The 18,372-nt window shown below is 58.5% G+C and carries 14 protein-coding genes; 4 read left to right on the plus strand and 10 right to left on the minus strand.

The genetic code is table 11. From position 1 onward, the window contains the following. Positions 1-5: 5 nt before the first annotated feature. Positions 6-203 carry a YbdD/YjiX family protein gene (locus ACIOMO_RS18590; protein ID WP_003228401.1) on the plus strand — a complete coding sequence of 66 codons (198 nt, stop codon included), beginning with the start codon at positions 6-8 and terminating at the stop codon, positions 201-203. A gap of 163 nt (positions 204-366) precedes the next feature. Next, positions 367-1,338, plus strand: a complete 972-nt coding sequence (gene yjiA / locus ACIOMO_RS18595; protein WP_159813585.1) for a GTPase — start codon at positions 367-369, stop codon at positions 1,336-1,338. 98 nt (positions 1,339-1,436) lie between these two features. Here yjiA and ACIOMO_RS18600 read toward each other — a convergent pair whose 3' ends face one another. The 6 genes from ACIOMO_RS18600 to morA form a co-directional block, all read right to left on the minus strand. Next, on the minus strand, positions 1,437-2,147 hold the full coding sequence (locus ACIOMO_RS18600) for a GntR family transcriptional regulator (RefSeq protein WP_401242719.1): 711 nt from the start codon (positions 2,145-2,147) through the stop codon (positions 1,437-1,439). A 19-nt stretch (positions 2,148-2,166) separates the two neighbouring features. After that, positions 2,167-2,871: a FadR/GntR family transcriptional regulator gene (locus ACIOMO_RS18605; protein WP_401242722.1), complete on the minus strand. Its 705-nt coding sequence runs from the start codon at positions 2,869-2,871 to the stop codon at positions 2,167-2,169. Positions 2,872-2,945: 74 nt separating this feature from the next. Then, positions 2,946-4,259 (minus strand): C4-dicarboxylate transporter DctA, encoded by a 1,314-nt coding sequence (locus tag ACIOMO_RS18610; protein ID WP_159813579.1) that lies wholly within the window; start codon positions 4,257-4,259, stop codon positions 2,946-2,948. Between the two features lie 329 nt (positions 4,260-4,588). Continuing rightward, complete coding sequence (gene glyA, locus ACIOMO_RS18615) at positions 4,589-5,842, minus strand: serine hydroxymethyltransferase (protein WP_053124011.1); 1,254 nt, start codon at positions 5,840-5,842, stop codon at positions 4,589-4,591. A 268-nt stretch (positions 5,843-6,110) separates the two neighbouring features. Continuing rightward, on the minus strand, positions 6,111-6,620 hold the full coding sequence (locus ACIOMO_RS18620; RefSeq protein WP_401242726.1) for a hypothetical protein: 510 nt from the start codon (positions 6,618-6,620) through the stop codon (positions 6,111-6,113). A 182-nt stretch (positions 6,621-6,802) separates the two neighbouring features. Continuing rightward, positions 6,803-10,651 (minus strand): cyclic di-GMP receptor MorA, encoded by a 3,849-nt coding sequence (gene morA / locus ACIOMO_RS18625; RefSeq protein ID WP_401242729.1) that lies wholly within the window; start codon positions 10,649-10,651, stop codon positions 6,803-6,805. 285 nt (positions 10,652-10,936) lie between these two features. Between morA and ettA the strand changes: the two genes are divergently transcribed. After that, complete coding sequence (gene ettA, locus ACIOMO_RS18630; protein ID WP_008078577.1) at positions 10,937-12,601, plus strand: energy-dependent translational throttle protein EttA; 1,665 nt, start codon at positions 10,937-10,939, stop codon at positions 12,599-12,601. 347 nt (positions 12,602-12,948) lie between these two features. Further along, positions 12,949-14,286, plus strand: coding sequence for an NADP-specific glutamate dehydrogenase (gdhA, locus tag ACIOMO_RS18635; protein ID WP_401242731.1), 1,338 nt, complete (start codon positions 12,949-12,951; stop codon positions 14,284-14,286). On the opposite strand, the gene ACIOMO_RS18640 is transcribed toward gdhA, so the two are convergent. The 4 genes from ACIOMO_RS18640 to ACIOMO_RS18655 all read right to left on the minus strand — a co-directional run bounded on the left by ACIOMO_RS18640 (position 14,283) and on the right by ACIOMO_RS18655 (position 18,024). Continuing rightward, the gene (locus tag ACIOMO_RS18640) at positions 14,283-14,777 is read right to left on the minus strand and encodes a GreA/GreB family elongation factor (protein ID WP_401242734.1); all 495 of its coding nucleotides are present in this window, start codon (positions 14,775-14,777) and stop codon (positions 14,283-14,285) included. The two genes, gdhA and ACIOMO_RS18640, sit on opposite strands and share 4 nt — an antisense overlap. 70 nt (positions 14,778-14,847) lie before the next feature. Further along, the gene (locus tag ACIOMO_RS18645) at positions 14,848-15,204 is read right to left on the minus strand and encodes a hypothetical protein (RefSeq protein ID WP_401242736.1); all 357 of its coding nucleotides are present in this window, start codon (positions 15,202-15,204) and stop codon (positions 14,848-14,850) included. Between the two features lie 212 nt (positions 15,205-15,416). Next, positions 15,417-17,270, minus strand: coding sequence for a DUF4105 domain-containing protein (locus ACIOMO_RS18650; RefSeq protein ID WP_053123998.1), 1,854 nt, complete (start codon positions 17,268-17,270; stop codon positions 15,417-15,419). 265 nt (positions 17,271-17,535) lie between these two features. Further along, the gene (locus ACIOMO_RS18655) at positions 17,536-18,024 is read right to left on the minus strand and encodes a DUF3015 domain-containing protein (RefSeq protein WP_042561159.1); all 489 of its coding nucleotides are present in this window, start codon (positions 18,022-18,024) and stop codon (positions 17,536-17,538) included. Positions 18,025-18,372: the final 348 nt, after the last annotated feature.

The following is an 18,372-nucleotide window of genomic DNA, read 5'->3' on the forward strand; positions in this document are numbered from 1 at the left end:
GCAGCATGTTCAATGACCTGAGTCGCCTCGGTAAATACCTCGGTCAGGCCGCGCGCCTGATGGTCGGCATGCCCGACTACGACACCTACGTCGAGCATATGCAAACCAAACACCCGGACAAACCGGTGATGAGCTACGAGATGTTCTTCCGCGAACGTCAGGAAGCCCGTTACGGTGGCAAGGGTGGGCCGAAGTGCTGTTGAGCTGACAGCGCAAAGGTTGAGGCAATCCCCCTGTGGGAGCGAGCCTGCTCGCGAATACGGAGTGTCAGTTGATGAATGATTGACTGGCACATCGCTTTCGCGAGCAGGCTCGCTCCCACATTTGTTTTTGTGTTGTTCATTCATTTTGTGAAGGGGATCTGTTTTGTCTTCTCCCATACCTGTAACGGTACTCAGCGGTTTCCTCGGCGCCGGCAAGACCACCTTGCTGCGCCACATTCTGAAAGCCGAGCACGGCCTGAAAATCGCCGTGATCGAAAACGAATTCAGCGACGCCGGCATCGACACTCAGTTGCTCGGCGACGAACCGGTGCAAGTCATGACCCTGGCCAACGGCTGCGTCTGCTGCACCATTCACACCGACCTGACCAAAGCGCTGTACCTGCTGCTCGAGCGTCTGGACAGCGGCGAAATTGCCTTCGATCGTCTGGTCATCGAATGCACCGGCCTGGCCGATCCAGCGCCAGTCGCACAGACCTTTTTCATCGACGAGGAATTGCGCGAGCGTTACCTGCTCGACGGCATCATCACCCTGGTCGATGCCGCACACGCGGACGTGCATCTGAGCCAGACCATCGCCCAGGCGCAGATCGGTTTTGCCGACCGCTTGCTGGTGAGCAAGACCGACCTAGTCGACGAGGCCACGTTCACCGCGTTGAGCGAACGCCTGACGCGAATCAACCGTCGAGCGCCGATTCGTGTGGTTGATCACGGCAACATCGATCTGGCTGAGCTGCTCGATGTACGCGGCTTCAACCTCAACGCCGATCTGGGCGGCGGCTTGAGTTTGCGTCCGGTGAGTAAGGCGCCGTCGATCGATCGTATTTCCAGCCTGGTGCTGCGCACCGATCAACCGCTGGATATCGATCAGCTCAGCGAGTTCATGAATGAATTGCTGGAAGAGCACGGCAAGCAATTGCTGCGTTACAAAGGTGTGCTGAGCATTGCTGGCGAGGATCGTCGCTTGGTGTTTCAGGGCGTGCTGAAACTCTATGGTTTCGACTGGGACACCGAATGGGCCGAGGGTGAGGCGCGGGACAGTGTGATCGTGTTTATTGCTGATGATTTGCCGGAAGAGAAGATTCGGGCGGGGTTTGCCAAAGTAGTGGCGGGCTGATGATTCCTGGTTGTCAGTGATGGCCTCTTCGCGAGCAGGCTCACTCCTACAGTTGCAATGCGTTCCCCTGTAGGAGTGAGCCTGCTCGCGATAGCCATCTAACCAGCAACACCAGGCTCAAGGTCTGAACCCAGCAATGTCTGCTCAAGATGATCCAAATGCCGATTCATCAACATCCCGGCCTTGGAGGCATCCCCACATTCAACCGCCTTAACCAACGCCAAATGCTCCCGCCAAGCGCAACAGCTGTGCGCAGAACCCTCACACCGCGCAATCGCCAACGAAGTAAGCGGTACCAGACTGCCCAAAAAATGCGCCAACGGCACATTCCCCGCCATCCTCGCCAACGTCAGATGAAACTCCCCCGACAAGCGAATCGCCGCCCCGCGCCGATGCTGCTCAACCGCCAGCCGCTCACGCTCGATCAACCCACGCAAGCGTTTCAAACCCTCAGCCTGCGGACGCTGACACGCCAACTTCACCAACGTGTTCTCGGCCAATCGCCGCGCATGCAAGGTCTGCCGCGTTTGCTCGCGATCCGGCGCCGCCACACGCGGACGATGATTGGCGCGCAGCACAACAACTTGTTCATGGCTCAGTTGCGTCAGCACCCGCCGCACGTCCGCGCGAGTCACGCCGAACATGTCTTTCAAACTGTCTTCGGTGAAACGGCTGTCCGCATCAAGGCGCTGTTCCAGAATCGCATCGAACAGTCGCGGGTAAAGATCCTCCGCCGGCGCGCGCAAGCGAGAGAAGGGCAGGGGCGTCGTGCTCTCGCGAGTGTGCGACGCTGAAGCGAAACTGTTCATGGCCTGTCTCCTGTAGGAATCAGCGACTCAGGTTGTCATCCGGAATATTCAGCTCAATGCCCATGCGCTGACCTTCTTGCAGAATGTGCCGACGCATTTCCGCGCTGGCCTGCGCGCTGTTCTTGCTGCGGATCGCGCGTACCACGGCTTCGTTTTCTTCGAGGCGTTCGGCCAGATGTTCCGGGGAGTTGCGCAACACTTCGGCGCTTTGCTTGAGGGCATTGCTGGTTTGCTGCACCACGCTTTGGAATATCGGGTTTGACGTCAGGGTGAACAGCTCTTCGTGGAAGGCGATGTAAGCGCTGACGCCGGCTTCACTGTCGCCGGCCTCAAGGGCTTCGCGCATGTCCATCAAAGTCAGGCGCAATTGGCCGACTTCCTTGCTGCTGATCGACTGCGCCACCAGACCGACTATGAATGGCTCAAGGGTGTAGCGCAGTTGCAGCACATCTTCGAGGCTCGCCCCGGCGACCGCGCTGTCGTGGCTTTGGCTGTCGCTGAGTTGTGTATCGAGGACGACCACGCCTTTGCCCGGCATCGAACGGACGAGGCCGAGGGTTTCCAGAACGATCACCGCTTCACGCAGGCTCGGGCGGCTGATGCCCAGTTGCTCGGCGAGTTCGCGCTGGCCCGGCAGCATGTCGCCCGAGCGCCATTGGCCGCGGGCGAGGGCGGCTCGGAGTTTTTCGACGACTGAGTTGACTACGGTTGATGTGGTTATCACTTTTTTGCTCCGTGAACCTTCGTGCAAGCCGCAGGCAAGATCAAAAGATCGCAGCCTGCGGCAGCTCCTACAGGTCAGAATTCCTGTTGGTGGGCGGGTGCCGCTGTTTTTCTCGGCTGAAAGTTATAGCCCTGTTCGCCGTTGAGCACCTTGTTTGCCCGCTGCACGTCGATGTCTTTTTCCCAACGGGCGATCGCAACCGTGGCGACGCAGTTGCCGATCAGGTTGGTCAGCGCGCGGCCGATGCCCATGAACCAGTCCACGGCCAACACCAATACCAGGCCGACCACCGGGATCGCCGGAATCGCGGTCAGTGTTGCCGCCAGAATCACCAGTGCCGAACCGGGAATGCCGTGGGCGCCTTTCGAGGTGATCAGCGACACCAGCAGAATCGTCAGCAAATCGGTCATCGCTAGCGGCGTACCGGTGGCGTTGGCGATGAACACAATGGCCAGCGTCAGGTAGATCGAAAAACCATCGAGGTTGAATGAGTAGCCGGTTGGAATCACCAGCCCTACCGTCGAGCTGCCGATGCCGAGGTGTTCGAGTTTGCGCATGATCTGCGGCAACACCGCGTCAGACGAAGCGGTGCCCATGACGATCAGCAATTCTTCACGCAGGTATTTGAGCAGCGGCCACATGCGCAGGCCGGACAAGCGCATGACAGTGCCAAGGATCAGCGCGACGAAAGCCATGCAGGTCAGGTAAAACAAACCGACCAGGCTGCCCAGATGCTGCAGCGAATCGAGGCCATATTTGCTGGTGGTGAAGGCGATGGCGCCAAACACGCCGATCGGCGCCAGACGCACGATCATGCCCATGATGCGGAAGATCACATGGCTCAGTTCGTTGATCAGCCGCGAGATCCCGGATGCCGCTTCGCCGACCAGATTCAACGCGCTGCCGAACAGCACCGAGAACAGCAGCACCTGCAGAATGTTGTTGTCGGCGAAGGCGCCGATCACCGAGGTCGGGATCAGATCCATCAGGAACTGCGTGGTGGTGTGCATGTGCTGGCCGCGCTGGGCGATGTCGCCCATGTCGGCAGCGGACAACTGCTCCAAGTGGATATTCGCGCCGCTGCCGATGCCGGTGCTGAAGGCGAAGACCAGACCGATCACCAAGGCGATGGTGGTGAGGATTTCAAAGTAGATGACCGATTTGAGGCCGATGCGCCCGACCTTCTTCAGATCGCCCGCGCCGCTGATGCCGCTGACCACTACGCAGAACACGATCAGGCCGATGAGCATCTTGATCAGTTTGATGAAACCGTCGCCGAGCGGTTTGAGCTGGGCCGAATATTCAGGAAGGGTCAGCCCGCAGACGATGCCGAGCACCAGTCCGAGAACCACTTGGAGGAAGATTGAACGCGAGCACCATCTGAGCATGGGAGGAATCCTGGTCGGTGTCCTGGCTGCCGTGCGCTTGAACGCATCAGATTCAGGACTTAATTATTGTGGTCTTACCGGTATGTCCAGTGCAGGCGCAGTCTACGCTGGGGTTTTTCTTGAATACAAGGGGGAAGCGCGAAATTGGCATGACCGGTCTGACCGGTGGTTAAGATCAAAAGATCGCAGCCTTCGGCAGCTCCTACATTTGGAATGCGTTCACCTGTAGGAGCTGCCGAAGGCTGCGATCTTTTGATCTTTTTGCAGGCGAAAAAAAACCGGCCAATCACACTTGGCCGGTTTTTCATGCTGCGGATTTAACGTCGCAATTAAGCGCCGTATACCGGCAGTTTCTTGCAGATGGCTTTGACTTTCTCACGAACGGCGTCGATCACCGCTTCGTTGTTCAGGTCAGCCAGGATGTCGCAGATCCAGCCGGCCAGCTCTTTGCACTCGGCTTGCTTGAAGCCGCGAGTGGTCACAGCCGGGGTACCGAAGCGCAGGCCGGAAGTAACGAACGGCGAGCGTGGATCGTTTGGCACGGAGTTCTTGTTCACGGTGATGAAGGCTTTGCCCAGAGCGGCGTCAGCATCTTTACCGGAGATGTCCTGCTTGATCAGCGACAGCAGGAACAGGTGGTTCTTGGTACCGCCCGAAACCACGTCGAAACCGCGCTCGATGAACACTTCGGCCATGGCCTGGGCGTTCTTCACCACTTGTTCCTGGTAAGTCTTGAACTCAGGCTGCAGCGCTTCCTTGAAGCAGATCGCTTTAGCGGCGATCACGTGTTCCAGCGGGCCACCCTGGGCGCCCGGGAATACCGCGGAGTTCAGCTTCTTCTCGATGTCGGCGTTGGCGCGCGCCAGGATCAGGCCGCCACGTGGGCCGCGCAGGGTTTTGTGCGTGGTGGTGGTCACGACGTCAGCGAAAGGCACCGGGTTCGGGTAGACGCCCGCGGCGACCAGACCGGCCACGTGAGCCATGTCGACGAACAGGTAAGCGCCGACTTTGTCAGCGATGGCGCGGAAGCGTGGGAAATCCAGAATCTGCGAGTAGGCAGAGAAACCGGCCACGATCATTTTTGGCTTGTGCTCAACCGCCAGACGCTCGACTTCGTCGTAGTCAATCAGGCCGTTGGCGTCGATGCCGTATTGAACCGCGTTGTACAGCTTGCCGGAGGAGGACACGCTGGCGCCGTGGGTCAGGTGACCGCCGTGGGCCAGGCTCATGCCCAGAATGGTGTCGCCACCTTGCAGCAGAGCCAGGTAAACAGCCGCGTTGGCTTGCGAACCGGCGTGCGGTTGAACGTTGGCGTAATCGGCGCCGAACAGCTCTTTGGCGCGGTCGATGGCCAGTTGCTCAACGATGTCGACGTACTCGCAACCACCGTAGTAACGCTTGCCTGGGTAGCCTTCAGCGTACTTGTTGGTCAGCACCGAGCCTTGAGCTTCCATCACCGCTGGGCTGGTGTAGTTTTCCGAAGCGATCAGCTCGATGTGTTCTTCCTGGCGCTGAGCTTCTTGCTCCATGGCGGCAAAAAGGTCGGCGTCGTACTTGGCAATAGTCAAATCACGGCTGAACATGGCGGTCCTCAAGGATCGGGGGGCAGAAAAGGGAGGCATTCTAACCCAACGGGTTTTAGATGGCATATGAAACGGCATCATGTCGCAGACAAGTGGCGTTCATGACAGATGTGCGGTGCTTTTTCCGATCCTTTCGCGAGCAAACCCGACTTCATAATTGAACGCGGGGTCAACTATTGGGCCGGGCTCGCTCGCGGAAGGCTTTATCGCCGCTGCGATGATCGCACGGTCTGATTTAATGCCTTAGTTGCAACTAATCAGGGCGTAGTTAAACTTCATCAGGGTATTCGACATGACCCGCGTTACGCTCAATTATGTTGACGGTGAACCGGGCCGTGGGTTTGTTGTTTTCGGACTTGAAGTAAATTTTTTTCTCCCGCTCGCCGTTTGCGTATCGCCCCCCTCCATACTTGATATCCAGCGTCAGCGGGCGCTGGCCTTTGACAGCGATGGATGAAGTAATCGAGTCACTGTGCATGTCTTCCAGCGACATACCGCCGATATCGAAGCGTGTTTCGTGAGCGTCGGAAGGTGGGCTGATGGCCAACTCTCCGTGAGGGTTGAGATTTACCAGCTGTATGACGCCGGGCCGGCCACGGACGTACAGGATGTAGGCTTCGTGCTCATACCGGAAATAGAAGCGGGTCGGATCCTTATCTGGATTGATGACCAACAGTTTGTAGCCTCCACGTCCGGCGCTGAAGACCCGCTCAGTACAAACAGGGGCTCCTTCGCAACTGAGTGTTCCAACAAATGATTTCTGGCGATCCGTGCTCATTTTGCAGTCCTGTTAAAGTTTGAGAATGCTATGACGTGTAGTCATGTCAATAACTTAACATGGACGTTTATATTGCAAAGGCGTTAACTGTTTCTACTTGTGGGTTGAGCATTGAAGTGAATGAAAAAGCAGCGCGGATGCGAAGTTTTTAATGTGTAAGTTATGTTTGCTGTGTATCAATCTTAATCAAACATGAACAACGCATCATTGCTGAACTGCGCCTCAAACCGGCTCGCCGGCATCGGCCGCCCGAATAGATAGCCCTGAACTTCGTCGCAACCATGTTCGCGCAGGAAATCCAGTTGCTCATGGGTTTCCACACCCTCAGCAATCACCGCCAGATTCAGGCTGTGCGCCATAGCAATGATCGCCCTGGCAATCTGCGCGTCCTGCTCACCGGATGGCAAACCGTCGACAAACGTGCGGTCGATCTTCAGCACATCGATCGGGAACTGCTTGAGGTAGTTCAGCGATGAATAACCGGTGCCGAAGTCATCGACCGCGATGCTCAGGCCGAGGTTTTTCAGCCCGGCAAGAATCTGCATCGCCTCGCTGACTTCGCGCATCAGAATACTTTCGGTCAGCTCCAGTTCCAGACACGCCGGCGGCAGGCCGGTTTCGCGCAGGATCGTCGCGATCCGCGTGCCGAGTTGGCCGTCGGAGAACTGCCGCGCCGAAATGTTTACCGACACCTTTGGCACGCGCACACGGTTCTGGTGCCAGGTTTTCAGTTGGCGACACGCCTCGCTGATCACCCAGTCGCCAACGTCGACCACCAGACCAAGCTCTTCCAGCACCGGAATGAAATCCCCCGGCGGCACCAGTCCACGACGCGGGTGACGCCAGCGCAGCAGGGCTTCAGCGCCTGTCAGGCGTTTGCCGTCGCCGCTGAATTGCGGCTGGTAATACAGGACGAATTCGTCTTGTTCCAAGGCGTGGCGCAAATCGCTTTCCAGCTCCAGACGCTCCAGCGCACTGGCGTTCATGTCGGCCTGATAGAACTGGAAGTTGTTCTTGCCGCGTTCCTTGGCGTGGTACATCGCGGTGTCGGCGTTCTTCATCAACTGGCTGAGTTCGTTGCCATCCTGCGGACTCAGGGCGATGCCGATACTTGCGGTGACAAAAAACTCGCGGCCTTCCAGCACAAACGGTCGCACCAGGCTGGCGAGAATCTGCTCGGCGACATGAATCGCCCGGTTCAGTGCCAGTTCGCGGCTGGAACGATGTTGCAGCAGCAAGGTGAATTCATCGCCGCCCATGCGCGCGACGGTGTCGTCGTTGTCGACGCAGGCCAGCAGGCGCGTGGCCATGTCTTTCAACATGCGGTCACCGGCGGCGTGACCGAGGGAGTCGTTGATCGGTTTGAAACGGTCGAGGTCGAGGAACATCAGCACCACCCACGACTTCTGTCGTTCGGCCGATTGCAGCGCCGTGTGCAAGCGATCCTGGAACAGCGTGCGGTTCGGCAAGTGGGTCAGGGCGTCGTAATAAGCGAGGCGGTGGATGCGCTGTTCGCTGGCCTTGCGCTCGCTGATGTCGCTGAAGAAACACACGTAACTGGCCAGATCGCCTTCGTCGTCGAGCACCGCGGTGATGCCGACCCACGCCGGATAATGCTCGCCGTTACGGCGTTTCATCCAGACTTCGCCTTCCCAGGTGCTGTGTTGATGCAACTGCTTGAGCACGTAACGCAGATGCGCGTCCTGCTGTTCGTCGACCGTGAGCATGTTCGGCAACTGGTCGAGCACTTCGCTGACCGCGTAACCGCTGACGCGACTGAATGCTTCGTTGGCCTGAACGATGTAACCGGCCGGGTCGGTGATCAGGATCGCCGAGGTCGAGTGTTCGAATACGGTGGCAGCCATGCGCAGATCTTTTTCGGCGCGGCGCTGCTGGCTGATGTCGCGACCGACCCCGAGCACGCCTTCAAAACCGCCATGCTCATCCCACACCAAGACCAGACGCAGTTCGATTGGAATCTTGCGGCCATCGGCGCGCAGACAGTCGAACAGGAACAACTGCGTCTGCACCTGACTGCGCAACAGCGCCAGTTGCTCGGGTTTATTCAGCGACTTGCTGACCCGATCCATCAGCGTGTAGATGCCGCTCAATTGCTGCGGGTTGGCAATGATCGATTGCCAGCCATTCTGGAAAATCCACTCGGCATCAAAGCCCAGCACAGCCTGCACCGACGGGCTGACGTAGTTCAGCGAGAGCTTGCTGTCGGTGGAGAAAATCACGTCGCTGATGCTTTCGGCGAGCATGCGATAACGCTGCTCACTGTCGCGCAGGGACTCGCTGGCCTCAATCTGCTCGGTGATGTCCTTGGCCACGCCGATGATCCGCGTGACCTGATCGTGTTTGTCGCGCGCCAGTGCCTGTTCGCGAATATCAAAGCGCCGCCAGTTGCCGTCGCGATGGCGGAAGCGCAGTTGGCATTGCAGCAATTGGCTGTAACCGGCATGGCGCTGGGATTGGCGCGAGCGGTGGTAATAATCGGCGTCTTCCGGGTGCAGAAGGATTTCCCAGAAATACTCGCCCATCTGATGCAGCTCGGTGCGGTTGTAGCCGAGGGTCTGCCCGAGGTGGTGGTTACTGAAAATCATCCGCTGGCTGATCACGTCCTGCACGTACAGATGATCCGGCACGGTGCGCACCACGTCCGACCAGAACCCTTCGCGCTCCAGCAACGACAGCTCGACCAGTTTGCGGCTGGTGATGTCGTTGATGCTGAGGATCACCGCCGTGTAATCGTGCTGCTCGGTCGGCAGGCGCAAAACCATCCACAGGTGTTGATCGCGGCCATTGATGTCCGCCAGTTCGATTTCCAGTTCCAGCTGCTTTTGCTGTTGCAGCACGGCGTCGAGGATTTGATTGCCGATCGCGCACTGACGGTGCGGATGACCGTCGATCAACAGTTGCCACGCTTGTTCGCAGGAATTGACGTTGAGCAGTTGCAACGCGACCTGGTTGACCTCGGTGACACGCAACTCTTGCAGCAATTGCTGGCGTTGCGCCGGTTGGTCGAGCCAGGCCTTGAGCTGGTCGCTGGTCTGGATCTGCGCTTTCTCGAAAACCTGTTTCAGGCCAGAGAGATCGAGCACACACAACGCAACGCCGGTGCCTTCGAAAATATCCTGATAGCGCCGGCGACCTTCATGCAACTGGCGCTGACGGCGGCGCATGTTCAACAGCGCGATCACCGGCAGCAGCGAGAAAGCCAGACCGAGCAGGCATTTGCCGATAAACGCCGGGAGCAATTCTTCGAGCACGCGCTGACGGTCGAACAAACCGCGCAACTGCCAGTCGCTGCTGCTCAGCGGCACAGTCAGCACAGTGTCGGCCAGATCGTCAGGGGAAAGCACGCTGGGCTTGGCCGAGGGCAGCGCTTTATCGCGACTGACGATCTGATGGTTGATGCGGTTTTCCACCAGCCACAAAGGGCGCAGGCCGGTTTCGCCCTGTTTGGTCAGCGAATCGAAAAACGTCGGCGTCAGGCGCAAGGCCCAATAACCGCGCGAACTGCCGCTGGCCTGATGCAGCAACAGATGCACCACCGAGCCGTCATCGGCGTTACTGAAGTAGTGCGCTTGAGCACGACTGCGCCGAACCAGTTCGGTGAGGTAATCGGCGTCGTGACTGTCGGCGGCGCTGTCGCTGAGGATTCGCCCGGAAGGACTGAGCAACGCCATGCTGCGCAGATCCGGCAGCGATTGCTGAAGTTTGCGCAGCAGCGCCTGCTGTTCGTCGGCGGTTTGCGGTTGCTCGACGATCGGTAGCAGGTTGAGAGCGATCTGCGCGTTCAGCGCCATGTTCAGGCTGACTTGTGAAGCGAGGTCGGCGGTGTAATCGATGGTGTACTGGCGCTGGTTTTTCTGGGTCTCGCGCAGTTGATCGAGCAGTTGCCAGAACAGCAACGCCAGCAGCAACAGCACCAAAGTCGCCAGCGCACCCTTTAATGTCCCGCGCAGGGGTGAGCCGGGCGCCGGAGGGGTGCTGCTCACAGAGGCTGGCGGAGTGACATTGGACAAGCTGTAATCCTGCGGTCTGGCTGGACTGGCGCGACGTGCACTATAAGCCGGACGCCCAAAGGGCGGCTAGCATGCCTTGAGTTGTGGCGAAGTGCCAGCCCCGCTCGGCTGGACTGCCACCGGTCATTAAGGTAGCTTTGCCGGTTACGCGGGAGCGTTCCAGCTCCTAGACTCAGACTTTTTCAGCGCGCACGCATTGATAACCATCAAGTGAACGACGCGCATGGTCTGGCCGGGCATCGCCCGCGCTGCAATCATTCATCTGTCACTGACCCAAGGTTCTCCATGGCTCAATACGTCTTCACCATGCATCGGCTGGGCAAAGTTGTTCCGCCGAAGCGGGAAATCCTCAAAAACATTTCGCTGTCCTTCTTCCCCGGCGCCAAGATCGGCGTGCTCGGCCTCAACGGTTCGGGTAAGTCCACGCTGCTGAAAATCATGGCTGGCGTCGACACCGAGTTCGAAGGCGAAGCGCGCCCGATGCCGGAACTGAACATCGGTTATCTGCCGCAAGAGCCGCAACTTGACCCCACCAAGACCGTGCGTGAAGTGGTCGAGGAAGCGGTCAGCGTGATCAAGAACGCCCAGGCCCGCCTGGACGAGGTCTACGCGGCTTACGCTGAAGAAGATGCCGACTTCGACAAACTGGCAGCTGAACAGGCCAAGCTCGAAGCGATCCTGCAAGCCAGCGACGGTCACAACCTTGATCGCCAACTGGAAGTCGCTGCCGACGCACTGCGTCTGCCGGCGTGGGACGCCAAGGTCGAATTCCTCTCCGGTGGTGAAAAACGTCGTGTGGCCCTGTGCCGCTTGCTGCTGTCCGCTCCGGACATGCTCCTGCTCGACGAACCAACCAACCACTTGGATGCCGATTCCGTGGCGTGGCTGGAGCATTTCCTGCACGACTTCCCGGGCACTGTGGTAGCGATCACGCACGACCGTTACTTCCTCGACAACGTCGCTGGCTGGATTCTGGAACTCGACCGCGGCGCGGGCATTCCGTACGAAGGCAACTACTCGGGTTGGCTCGAAGCCAAGTCCGATCGACTGGCCGCTGAATCCAAGCAGCAGTCGGCGCACGAAAAAGCCATGAAGGAAGAACTGGAGTGGGTGCGCAAAGGCGCGAAAGCCCGCCAGTCGAAATCCAAGGCACGTCTGCAACGCTTCGAAGAAATGCAATCGCAGGAATTCCAGAAGCGCAGCGAAACCAACGAGATCTACATCCCGGCCGGCCCGCGTCTGGGTGACAAGGTCATCGAATTCAAGAACGTCACCAAGGGCTACGGCGATCGCGTGTTGATCGACAACCTGTCGTTCTCGATGCCGAAGGGCGCCATCGTCGGCGTGATCGGCGGTAACGGTGCCGGTAAATCGACCCTGTTCCGCATGCTGATGGGCAAGGAACAACCGGATTCGGGCAGCATCGAAGTCGGCGAAACCGTGCAACTGGCTTGCGTCGATCAGAGCCGCGACGACCTCGACGGCAGCAAGACTGTGTTCCAGCAGATTTCCGACGGTTCCGACCAGATCCGCATCGGCAACTACGAGATCCCGTCGCGCACCTACGTCGGTCGCTTCAACTTCAAGGGCGGCGATCAGCAGAAGTTCGTCAAGGATCTGTCCGGTGGTGAGCGCGGTCGTCTGCACCTCGCGCTGACCCTGAAGGAGGGCGGTAACGTCCTGCTGCTCGACGAACCGTCCAACGACCTCGACGTTGAAACCCTGCGTTCCCTGGAAGAAGCCCTGCTGGACTTCCCGGGCGCTGCAATTGTGATCTCTCACGATCGGTGGTTCCTTGACCGCGTGGCGACACACATCCTCGCGTACGAAGACGACTCGCAAGCGATCTTCTTCGAAGGTAACTACACCGAGTACGAAGCGGATCGCAAGAAACGCCTTGGCGAAGCAGCTGCCCAGCCACATCGGGTACGTCACAAGAAACTGGCCTGATTCGGGTTGGTTGCATAAAAGCGGAGCCTTCGGGCTCCGTTTTTTTTGCCCGGGTTTTTTCAGATGGACAGTGGTGACCCCTTCGCGAGCAGGCTCGCTCCCACATTTGAAATGCATTCCCCTGTGGGAGCGAGCCTGCTCGCGAAAGCGGAATAACTGTTGGTGCAAATCTTGGATTGGAACTCACCAATCAGGTGCACAACAGGTCAAAAAATCCCCCTGATTTATATCCTGTGCACCATTTAATTTCATATCCGCGACATTTTGCTCTATTCCTGTGCGCAATTCGTTTGTTACAGTCCGGCCCAATCTCTTCCAACGATAATAAATTTGCCGAGACTTTCCCCATGATCGAATCCGTCGAATCCTTCCTCGCCCGCCTGAAAAAACGCGACCCTGATCAGCCCGAATTCCACCAGGCCGTCGAAGAAGTACTGCGCAGCCTGTGGCCGTTTCTCGAAGCCAATCCGCACTACCTGACTTCGGGGATTCTCGAGCGCATCTGCGAGCCGGAGCGTGCCGTGGTGTTCCGCGTGTCGTGGGTCGACGATCAAGGCAAAGTGCAGGTCAATCGCGGTTTCCGCATCCAGATGAACAGCGCCATCGGCCCGTACAAGGGCGGTTTGCGTTTCCATCCGTCGGTGAACATGGGCGTGCTGAAATTCCTCGCCTTCGAACAGACCTTCAAAAACTCGCTGACCTCGTTGCCCATGGGCGGCGGCAAGGGCGGTGCGGATTTCGATCCGAAGGGCAAGAGCGACGCCGAAGTCATGCGTTTCTGCCAGGCGTTCATGAGCGAGTTGTATCGTCACATCGGCGCCGACGTTGACGTGCCGGCCGGTGACATCGGTGTCGGGGCGCGCGAGATCGGTTTCCTCTTCGGCCAGTACAAACGGCTGAGCAACCAGTTCACCAGCGTGCTGACCGGCAAAGGCATGACCTACGGCGGCAGCCTGATTCGTCCGGAAGCCACCGGTTTCGGTTGTGTGTACTTCGCGGAAGAAATGCTCAAACGTCGCGAGCAAACCGTGGAAGGCAAACGCGTGGCGATCTCCGGTTCCGGCAACGTCGCGCAATACGCCGCGCGCAAAGTGATGGATCTGGGCGGCAAGGTGATTTCGCTGTCCGACTCCGAAGGCACGCTGTATTGCGAGGCGGGCCTGAGCGAAGAACAGTGGTCGGCGCTGCTGCAGCTGAAAAACGTCAAACGCGGGCGCATCAGTGAATTGGCGACAGAGTTCGGTCTGGAATTCCGCGCCGGTCAGTTGCCATGGTCGCTGCCATGCGATATCGCATTGCCGTGCGCCACGCAGAACGAACTCGACGCCGAAGCCGCGCGCACGCTGCTGCGCAATGGCTGCGTATGCGTCGCTGAGGGCGCGAACATGCCGACCACGCTGGAGGCTGTGGATATCTTTATCGAGGCCGGCATTCTCTTCGCGCCGGGCAAGGCGTCCAATGCCGGCGGTGTCGCGGTGAGTGGTCTGGAGATGTCGCAGAACGCCATGCGTCTGCTGTGGACGGCGGGTGAGGTGGACAGCAAGCTGCACAACATCATGCAATCGATCCACCACGCCTGCGTGCACTACGGCGAAGAGAACGGCCGGATCAACTACGTCAAAGGCGCGAACATCGCCGGTTTCGTCAAAGTCGCCGACGCGATGCTGGCGCAGGGCGTGGTTTAAGCCGGTTCGATGCGGATCACTTCGATCACTTGATCGCCGGCGGGGCGCTGCCACAGCACCTCGTCGTTCAGCCGGGCACCGAGCAGCGCCCGGCCCAGCGGTGAACCCCAATTGATCAGGCCCTTCGCGGCATCGGCCTGATCTTCACCGACCAATTGCACGCGGCGTTCTGTGTCGTGCTCATCCGCGTAGGTGACCCAACTGCCGATCTGCACTTTGTCTCTGGACGTTGCGGCGACGGCGACTTGGGCGCTGCTCAAGCGCTGATTGAAATAACGCAAATCCCTTTCCAGGTCGGCCAGCCGTTGTTTGTCGGCCTGCTCACCTTTGGCCGATTGCTCGGCGTGCTGGGTTTGCAGTTCGGCGACTCTCGCCTGCAACTGCGCCAAGCCTTGTGACGTGACGTAATTGGGCTGCTCGCTGACCTGCCGTTCAACCGGTTGATCGGCTTGTGCGGCGGCGTTGTCTTCGTTGACGAAAGCACGGCTCATGGTTTCCTCCTCGTATGAGGTTTGGGCCATGCTCGCAGGCATTTGGTTTCACTGGATGTCTGGGAGCGACCTAGGGCGAGCGATAGGCTCGCGCGGCGTCCTGATCTTTTTGCTGCTGCCAGGCGCGCTCGCGTTCGTCCCAATGCTCGTTGCGGTACTCGTCGCGATCCTTGTTTTCGAGCATCGCCTGACATTGGCGGAAGCCGTCCGTCCAGCCCTCGGCGTATTGCTTGTCTTTGAGATAGCGCGGGACGTTTTTGCGGAATTCGCCGCTGATCGAACCGGCAGCCTGGCGACCACTGACGCAACCGTCATCGAAACCGTCGGCAAAGGCTGGTGGGTAGCCTTTGGCGATCAAATCATCGTGGGTGGTCTGGCAACCGCTCACTAACAGCAAAACCCCCAGCAAACCCGCACACCGCCACATCGCACTCTCCTGAGTCGGTTGTCCGGCTTATAAGGAGAGTCTAGAAGCAGATTCATGAGACGGCCGTCGAAGCCCTGTGAAAAATCCATTAACAGCACATTTCCCTTGTAGGAGTGAGCCTGCTCGCGATAGCGGTGTATCAGTCACCACAACCTGACTGATGAATTGCTATCGCGAGCAGGCTCACTCCTACAGGAGGGATGTGTTCGGGATCAGTAGTGATACCACTTCACTTCGAGCATGACTTCCGTTTCCGGCGTGGCGATGTGGCTGAACTCGCGCTGCGCACTCAAGCGCAAACCCAGATTGCGCGACAGTTCCCACTGCTGATTCAGACTCAAACTGCGCCGCACTTCGCCATTGGTGAAGTAATCACCCTTGGCCTCCAGGCTCATATTTCCCAGAGGATTGCGCCACAACACACCAGTATTGAAACCGCCTGCGGGAGAAACGAACTCAGCAAAGTCATTGTTGTGCTCAACCCGCACGGTGCCCAGCGCAAATCCCAGCACATCGTCACCCAGCGCCCACGTGCCGCCACCGCCACCATTCACATGACTGACCAGCGTCTCGTCATCATGCTTGCCCGGCACGCGCTCAAGACCACCGGTGACTTGCCACGACAATGGCTGCAACAACTCATTGCGCGGTGTCAGCGAGCGAATCGTCGCCAGATCCAGTTGCTGGAACTGCCAGTGATTGCCTTCGTACTGACGCAGCTTCATCTGCAGGATTTCAATCTGCGCGCCGAGCGGGAAGCTTTCGGCGTTGTCGTTGAGATCGTGATAAGCCATACGCAAACCGTACTCGCCGAACGCACGATCGCCGCGCGTGCCGAGGCCCGCCTGCCAGGTGCGCGATTCGTGGCCGTCTTCCGGCAAGCCCGGTTGCGGAATCTGCAGATCGGGTGCCGGGTTTTTATTGATCGCTCGCAGCAGTTCGAAACTGCGTTGCGCCCGTTGCGGATCACGTTCCTGACCGTTGGCGCGGTAGCGTTCGAGGCGATATGCCGCGTCGATGATCAACGCCTGACGATCGCGGGGCAGGGCTTTGAAGGTCGGCTCTTGCAACACCTGCTGATCGGCGCTGACTTTCAGCACCCAATCCTGTTCTTCACCCGTCAAAGGCTCGGCGCGACTCAGCAACTCGCGCTCACGGGACGGACGATATTCAATACTTTCCACCAGCCCGGCTTCTTTCACCGCTTTCACGGTGTCGGTCGGAATCGCCGTCAGCGGGAATTGTTCGGTCAGGCGCAGACTTGGGCGGGCCACTTGCAGCAGCTCCAGCAAGCGGTACGAGCAGTTTTCATCGAAGAAGAAATAGTCGAACTGGATCTGCTTCAACTCCCACACATGTTCGACCATGCGTGCGGTTTCTTCTTGCGTCAGATTGAGTCGGTATTCCCACAGATCACGGTTTTCCAGGCTGCGGTATTCGGAGAGTTTTTCCTGATACGGCACCAGCGCGAACAGGCCCGGATAACCGCCCATCAAACCTTTCCAGGCGTAGAGAATGCTGTTGTCGGAACCTTCGATGTAGGCGCCGAAGTTGATCGCGTAACTGAGCAGCGAGGTCTTGTCGGCCTGCACGTCAGCTTGGTCGATGCGCAGCAGGGTGTGGCCGAACATCGATGACGGACTGTTCAAATACGCCGCCGGGAAGATCATCACCGCGCTGTGCGGCGAGACGTCCTTCATCCATTTTTTGTACTCGGCGCAATCAGGTGCCGGCAGATCTTTCAGATTGAGTTGCGCTTTCAACCAGCGCGTGCGCGCCGGGTAAACGCACTGCGCGTGCTTTTCACCGAGACTGGCCGGGGCGTACAGCGCTTGCACGGTCGCCGCCAGTTCATGATCGGGATGTTCATTGCCATCGGGCGCGAGAAAGAATTTCTTGTCGCTGACATAGCTGCGCCAGCCGCCGAGTTTGGCGGTTTCATAGTGACCGAGGGAAATCCAGAAGCGGTCGTTGGCCAGTTGCTGCAAACGTTGAGGGTCGACATGGGGCGCGGCGGACAGCGGGGCGCAGACACAGAGCGCCAGCCAGGCAAGGCGTTTGAGCATAAGTGGCAACTTAAGTCGAAAGAAAATAAAACCCGAATCGGGGGTTAACACTCCACCCTTGTGGCGAGGGGATTTATCCCCGTTGGGCAGCGAAGCGGCCCCAAAACCTATATCCCCAATGCACCAGTTATACCGCATGCACAGGTTCACGACTGCTGCGCAGCCGATCGGGGATAAATCCCCTCACCACAGGTTCAGCGTCACGATGGAATCACTGCATAAAAAATAAAACCCGCTCCCCGAAGGAAGCGGGCAGGGGTCGAGCTTAAGCCTGCGTTGCGTACTTGGCCAGACGAGGATCCGATTTCAGTACGGACAGGGTGTTGGTATGCACGTCTTCAGCGGTCACGTCAGCTTTGCTGAAGATCTGCTGGAAGTGCTCGTGAGTCACAGCAGCGAAGTGCGCACGATCTTCCGGCGCCACGCCCAGTACCACGGCATAAGTCGTCAGCGCTTCGCCGTTGCCTTTGGCCATGTCTTCGGACAGCTCGTTCATCATGCCATTCATGGCAAACCAGGATTTGCCGCCGTAGGTCAGCGACGCATTGGTCGAGCAACCGTTGGTGCCGGACGTCATACCAAACGTAGCGTTACCGGAAGTGCCGTTAGTGGTGGAAGCGAGGAAGTGAGCAGGGGTGCCACGCTGACCTTCGAACAGCATGTTGCCCCAACCGCAATCCGGGCCGCCTGGAGCTTGCGCCATTGCGTTGATGGATACAGCGGTGAAGAGAGTACCGAGAAGAATCCGTTTCATAGCTTTGTTCTCTTTGTGTGCATACCAATGGACAGGGTTCTGGCCCCCAAGCGCTGTACAAGACAGACCCAAACGAAGCCAGTGGGCCGGTATTAGTTCCAGCCGCGCAGTTTGGAGTTTAGGCACGTTCCTGCGGTTCCGTGATTTTTTACAAAAGATTCGGTAATAACCCCGGTTTCAGGGGAGCCGGTGCGCAGAGATCCGGTTGTCTATGCTTTGTCACATGGCGCGCCTTGCCAGTGGGGCACGGGCAGCGCCAGAATGCGGCTATCTGCCCCGCCTGATTGTTAAGGAAGCCCGATGCCTGATCCTGTTGCTGCCAGCTTGCGTCTTGCGCCCGAAGCGCTG

Source organism: Pseudomonas sp. NPDC087804, assembly GCF_044742965.1.
Taxonomy (GTDB): Bacteria; Pseudomonadota; Gammaproteobacteria; order Pseudomonadales; family Pseudomonadaceae; genus Aquipseudomonas; species Aquipseudomonas rustica.

Excerpts from the sequence above, each read along its gene's own strand:
- ACIOMO_RS18590 (WP_003228401.1), top strand. The coding sequence starts at position 6 with ATGTTCAATGACCTGAGTCGCCTCGGTAAATACCTCGGTCAGGCCGCG.
- ACIOMO_RS18600 (WP_401242719.1), bottom strand. The coding sequence starts at position 2,147 with ATGAACAGTTTCGCTTCAGCGTCGCACACTCGCGAGAGCACGACGCCC.
- ACIOMO_RS18610 (WP_159813579.1), bottom strand. The coding sequence starts at position 4,259 with ATGCTCAGATGGTGCTCGCGTTCAATCTTCCTCCAAGTGGTTCTCGGA.
- glyA (WP_053124011.1), bottom strand. The coding sequence starts at position 5,842 with ATGTTCAGCCGTGATTTGACTATTGCCAAGTACGACGCCGACCTTTTT.
- ACIOMO_RS18620 (WP_401242726.1), bottom strand. The coding sequence starts at position 6,620 with ATGAGCACGGATCGCCAGAAATCATTTGTTGGAACACTCAGTTGCGAA.
- ettA (WP_008078577.1), top strand. The coding sequence starts at position 10,937 with ATGGCTCAATACGTCTTCACCATGCATCGGCTGGGCAAAGTTGTTCCG.
- gdhA (WP_401242731.1), top strand. The coding sequence starts at position 12,949 with ATGATCGAATCCGTCGAATCCTTCCTCGCCCGCCTGAAAAAACGCGAC.
- ACIOMO_RS18640 (WP_401242734.1), bottom strand. The coding sequence starts at position 14,777 with ATGAGCCGTGCTTTCGTCAACGAAGACAACGCCGCCGCACAAGCCGAT.
- ACIOMO_RS18645 (WP_401242736.1), bottom strand. The coding sequence starts at position 15,204 with ATGTGGCGGTGTGCGGGTTTGCTGGGGGTTTTGCTGTTAGTGAGCGGT.
- ACIOMO_RS18650 (WP_053123998.1), bottom strand. The coding sequence starts at position 17,270 with ATGCTCAAACGCCTTGCCTGGCTGGCGCTCTGTGTCTGCGCCCCGCTG.
- ACIOMO_RS18655 (WP_042561159.1), bottom strand. The coding sequence starts at position 18,024 with ATGAAACGGATTCTTCTCGGTACTCTCTTCACCGCTGTATCCATCAAC.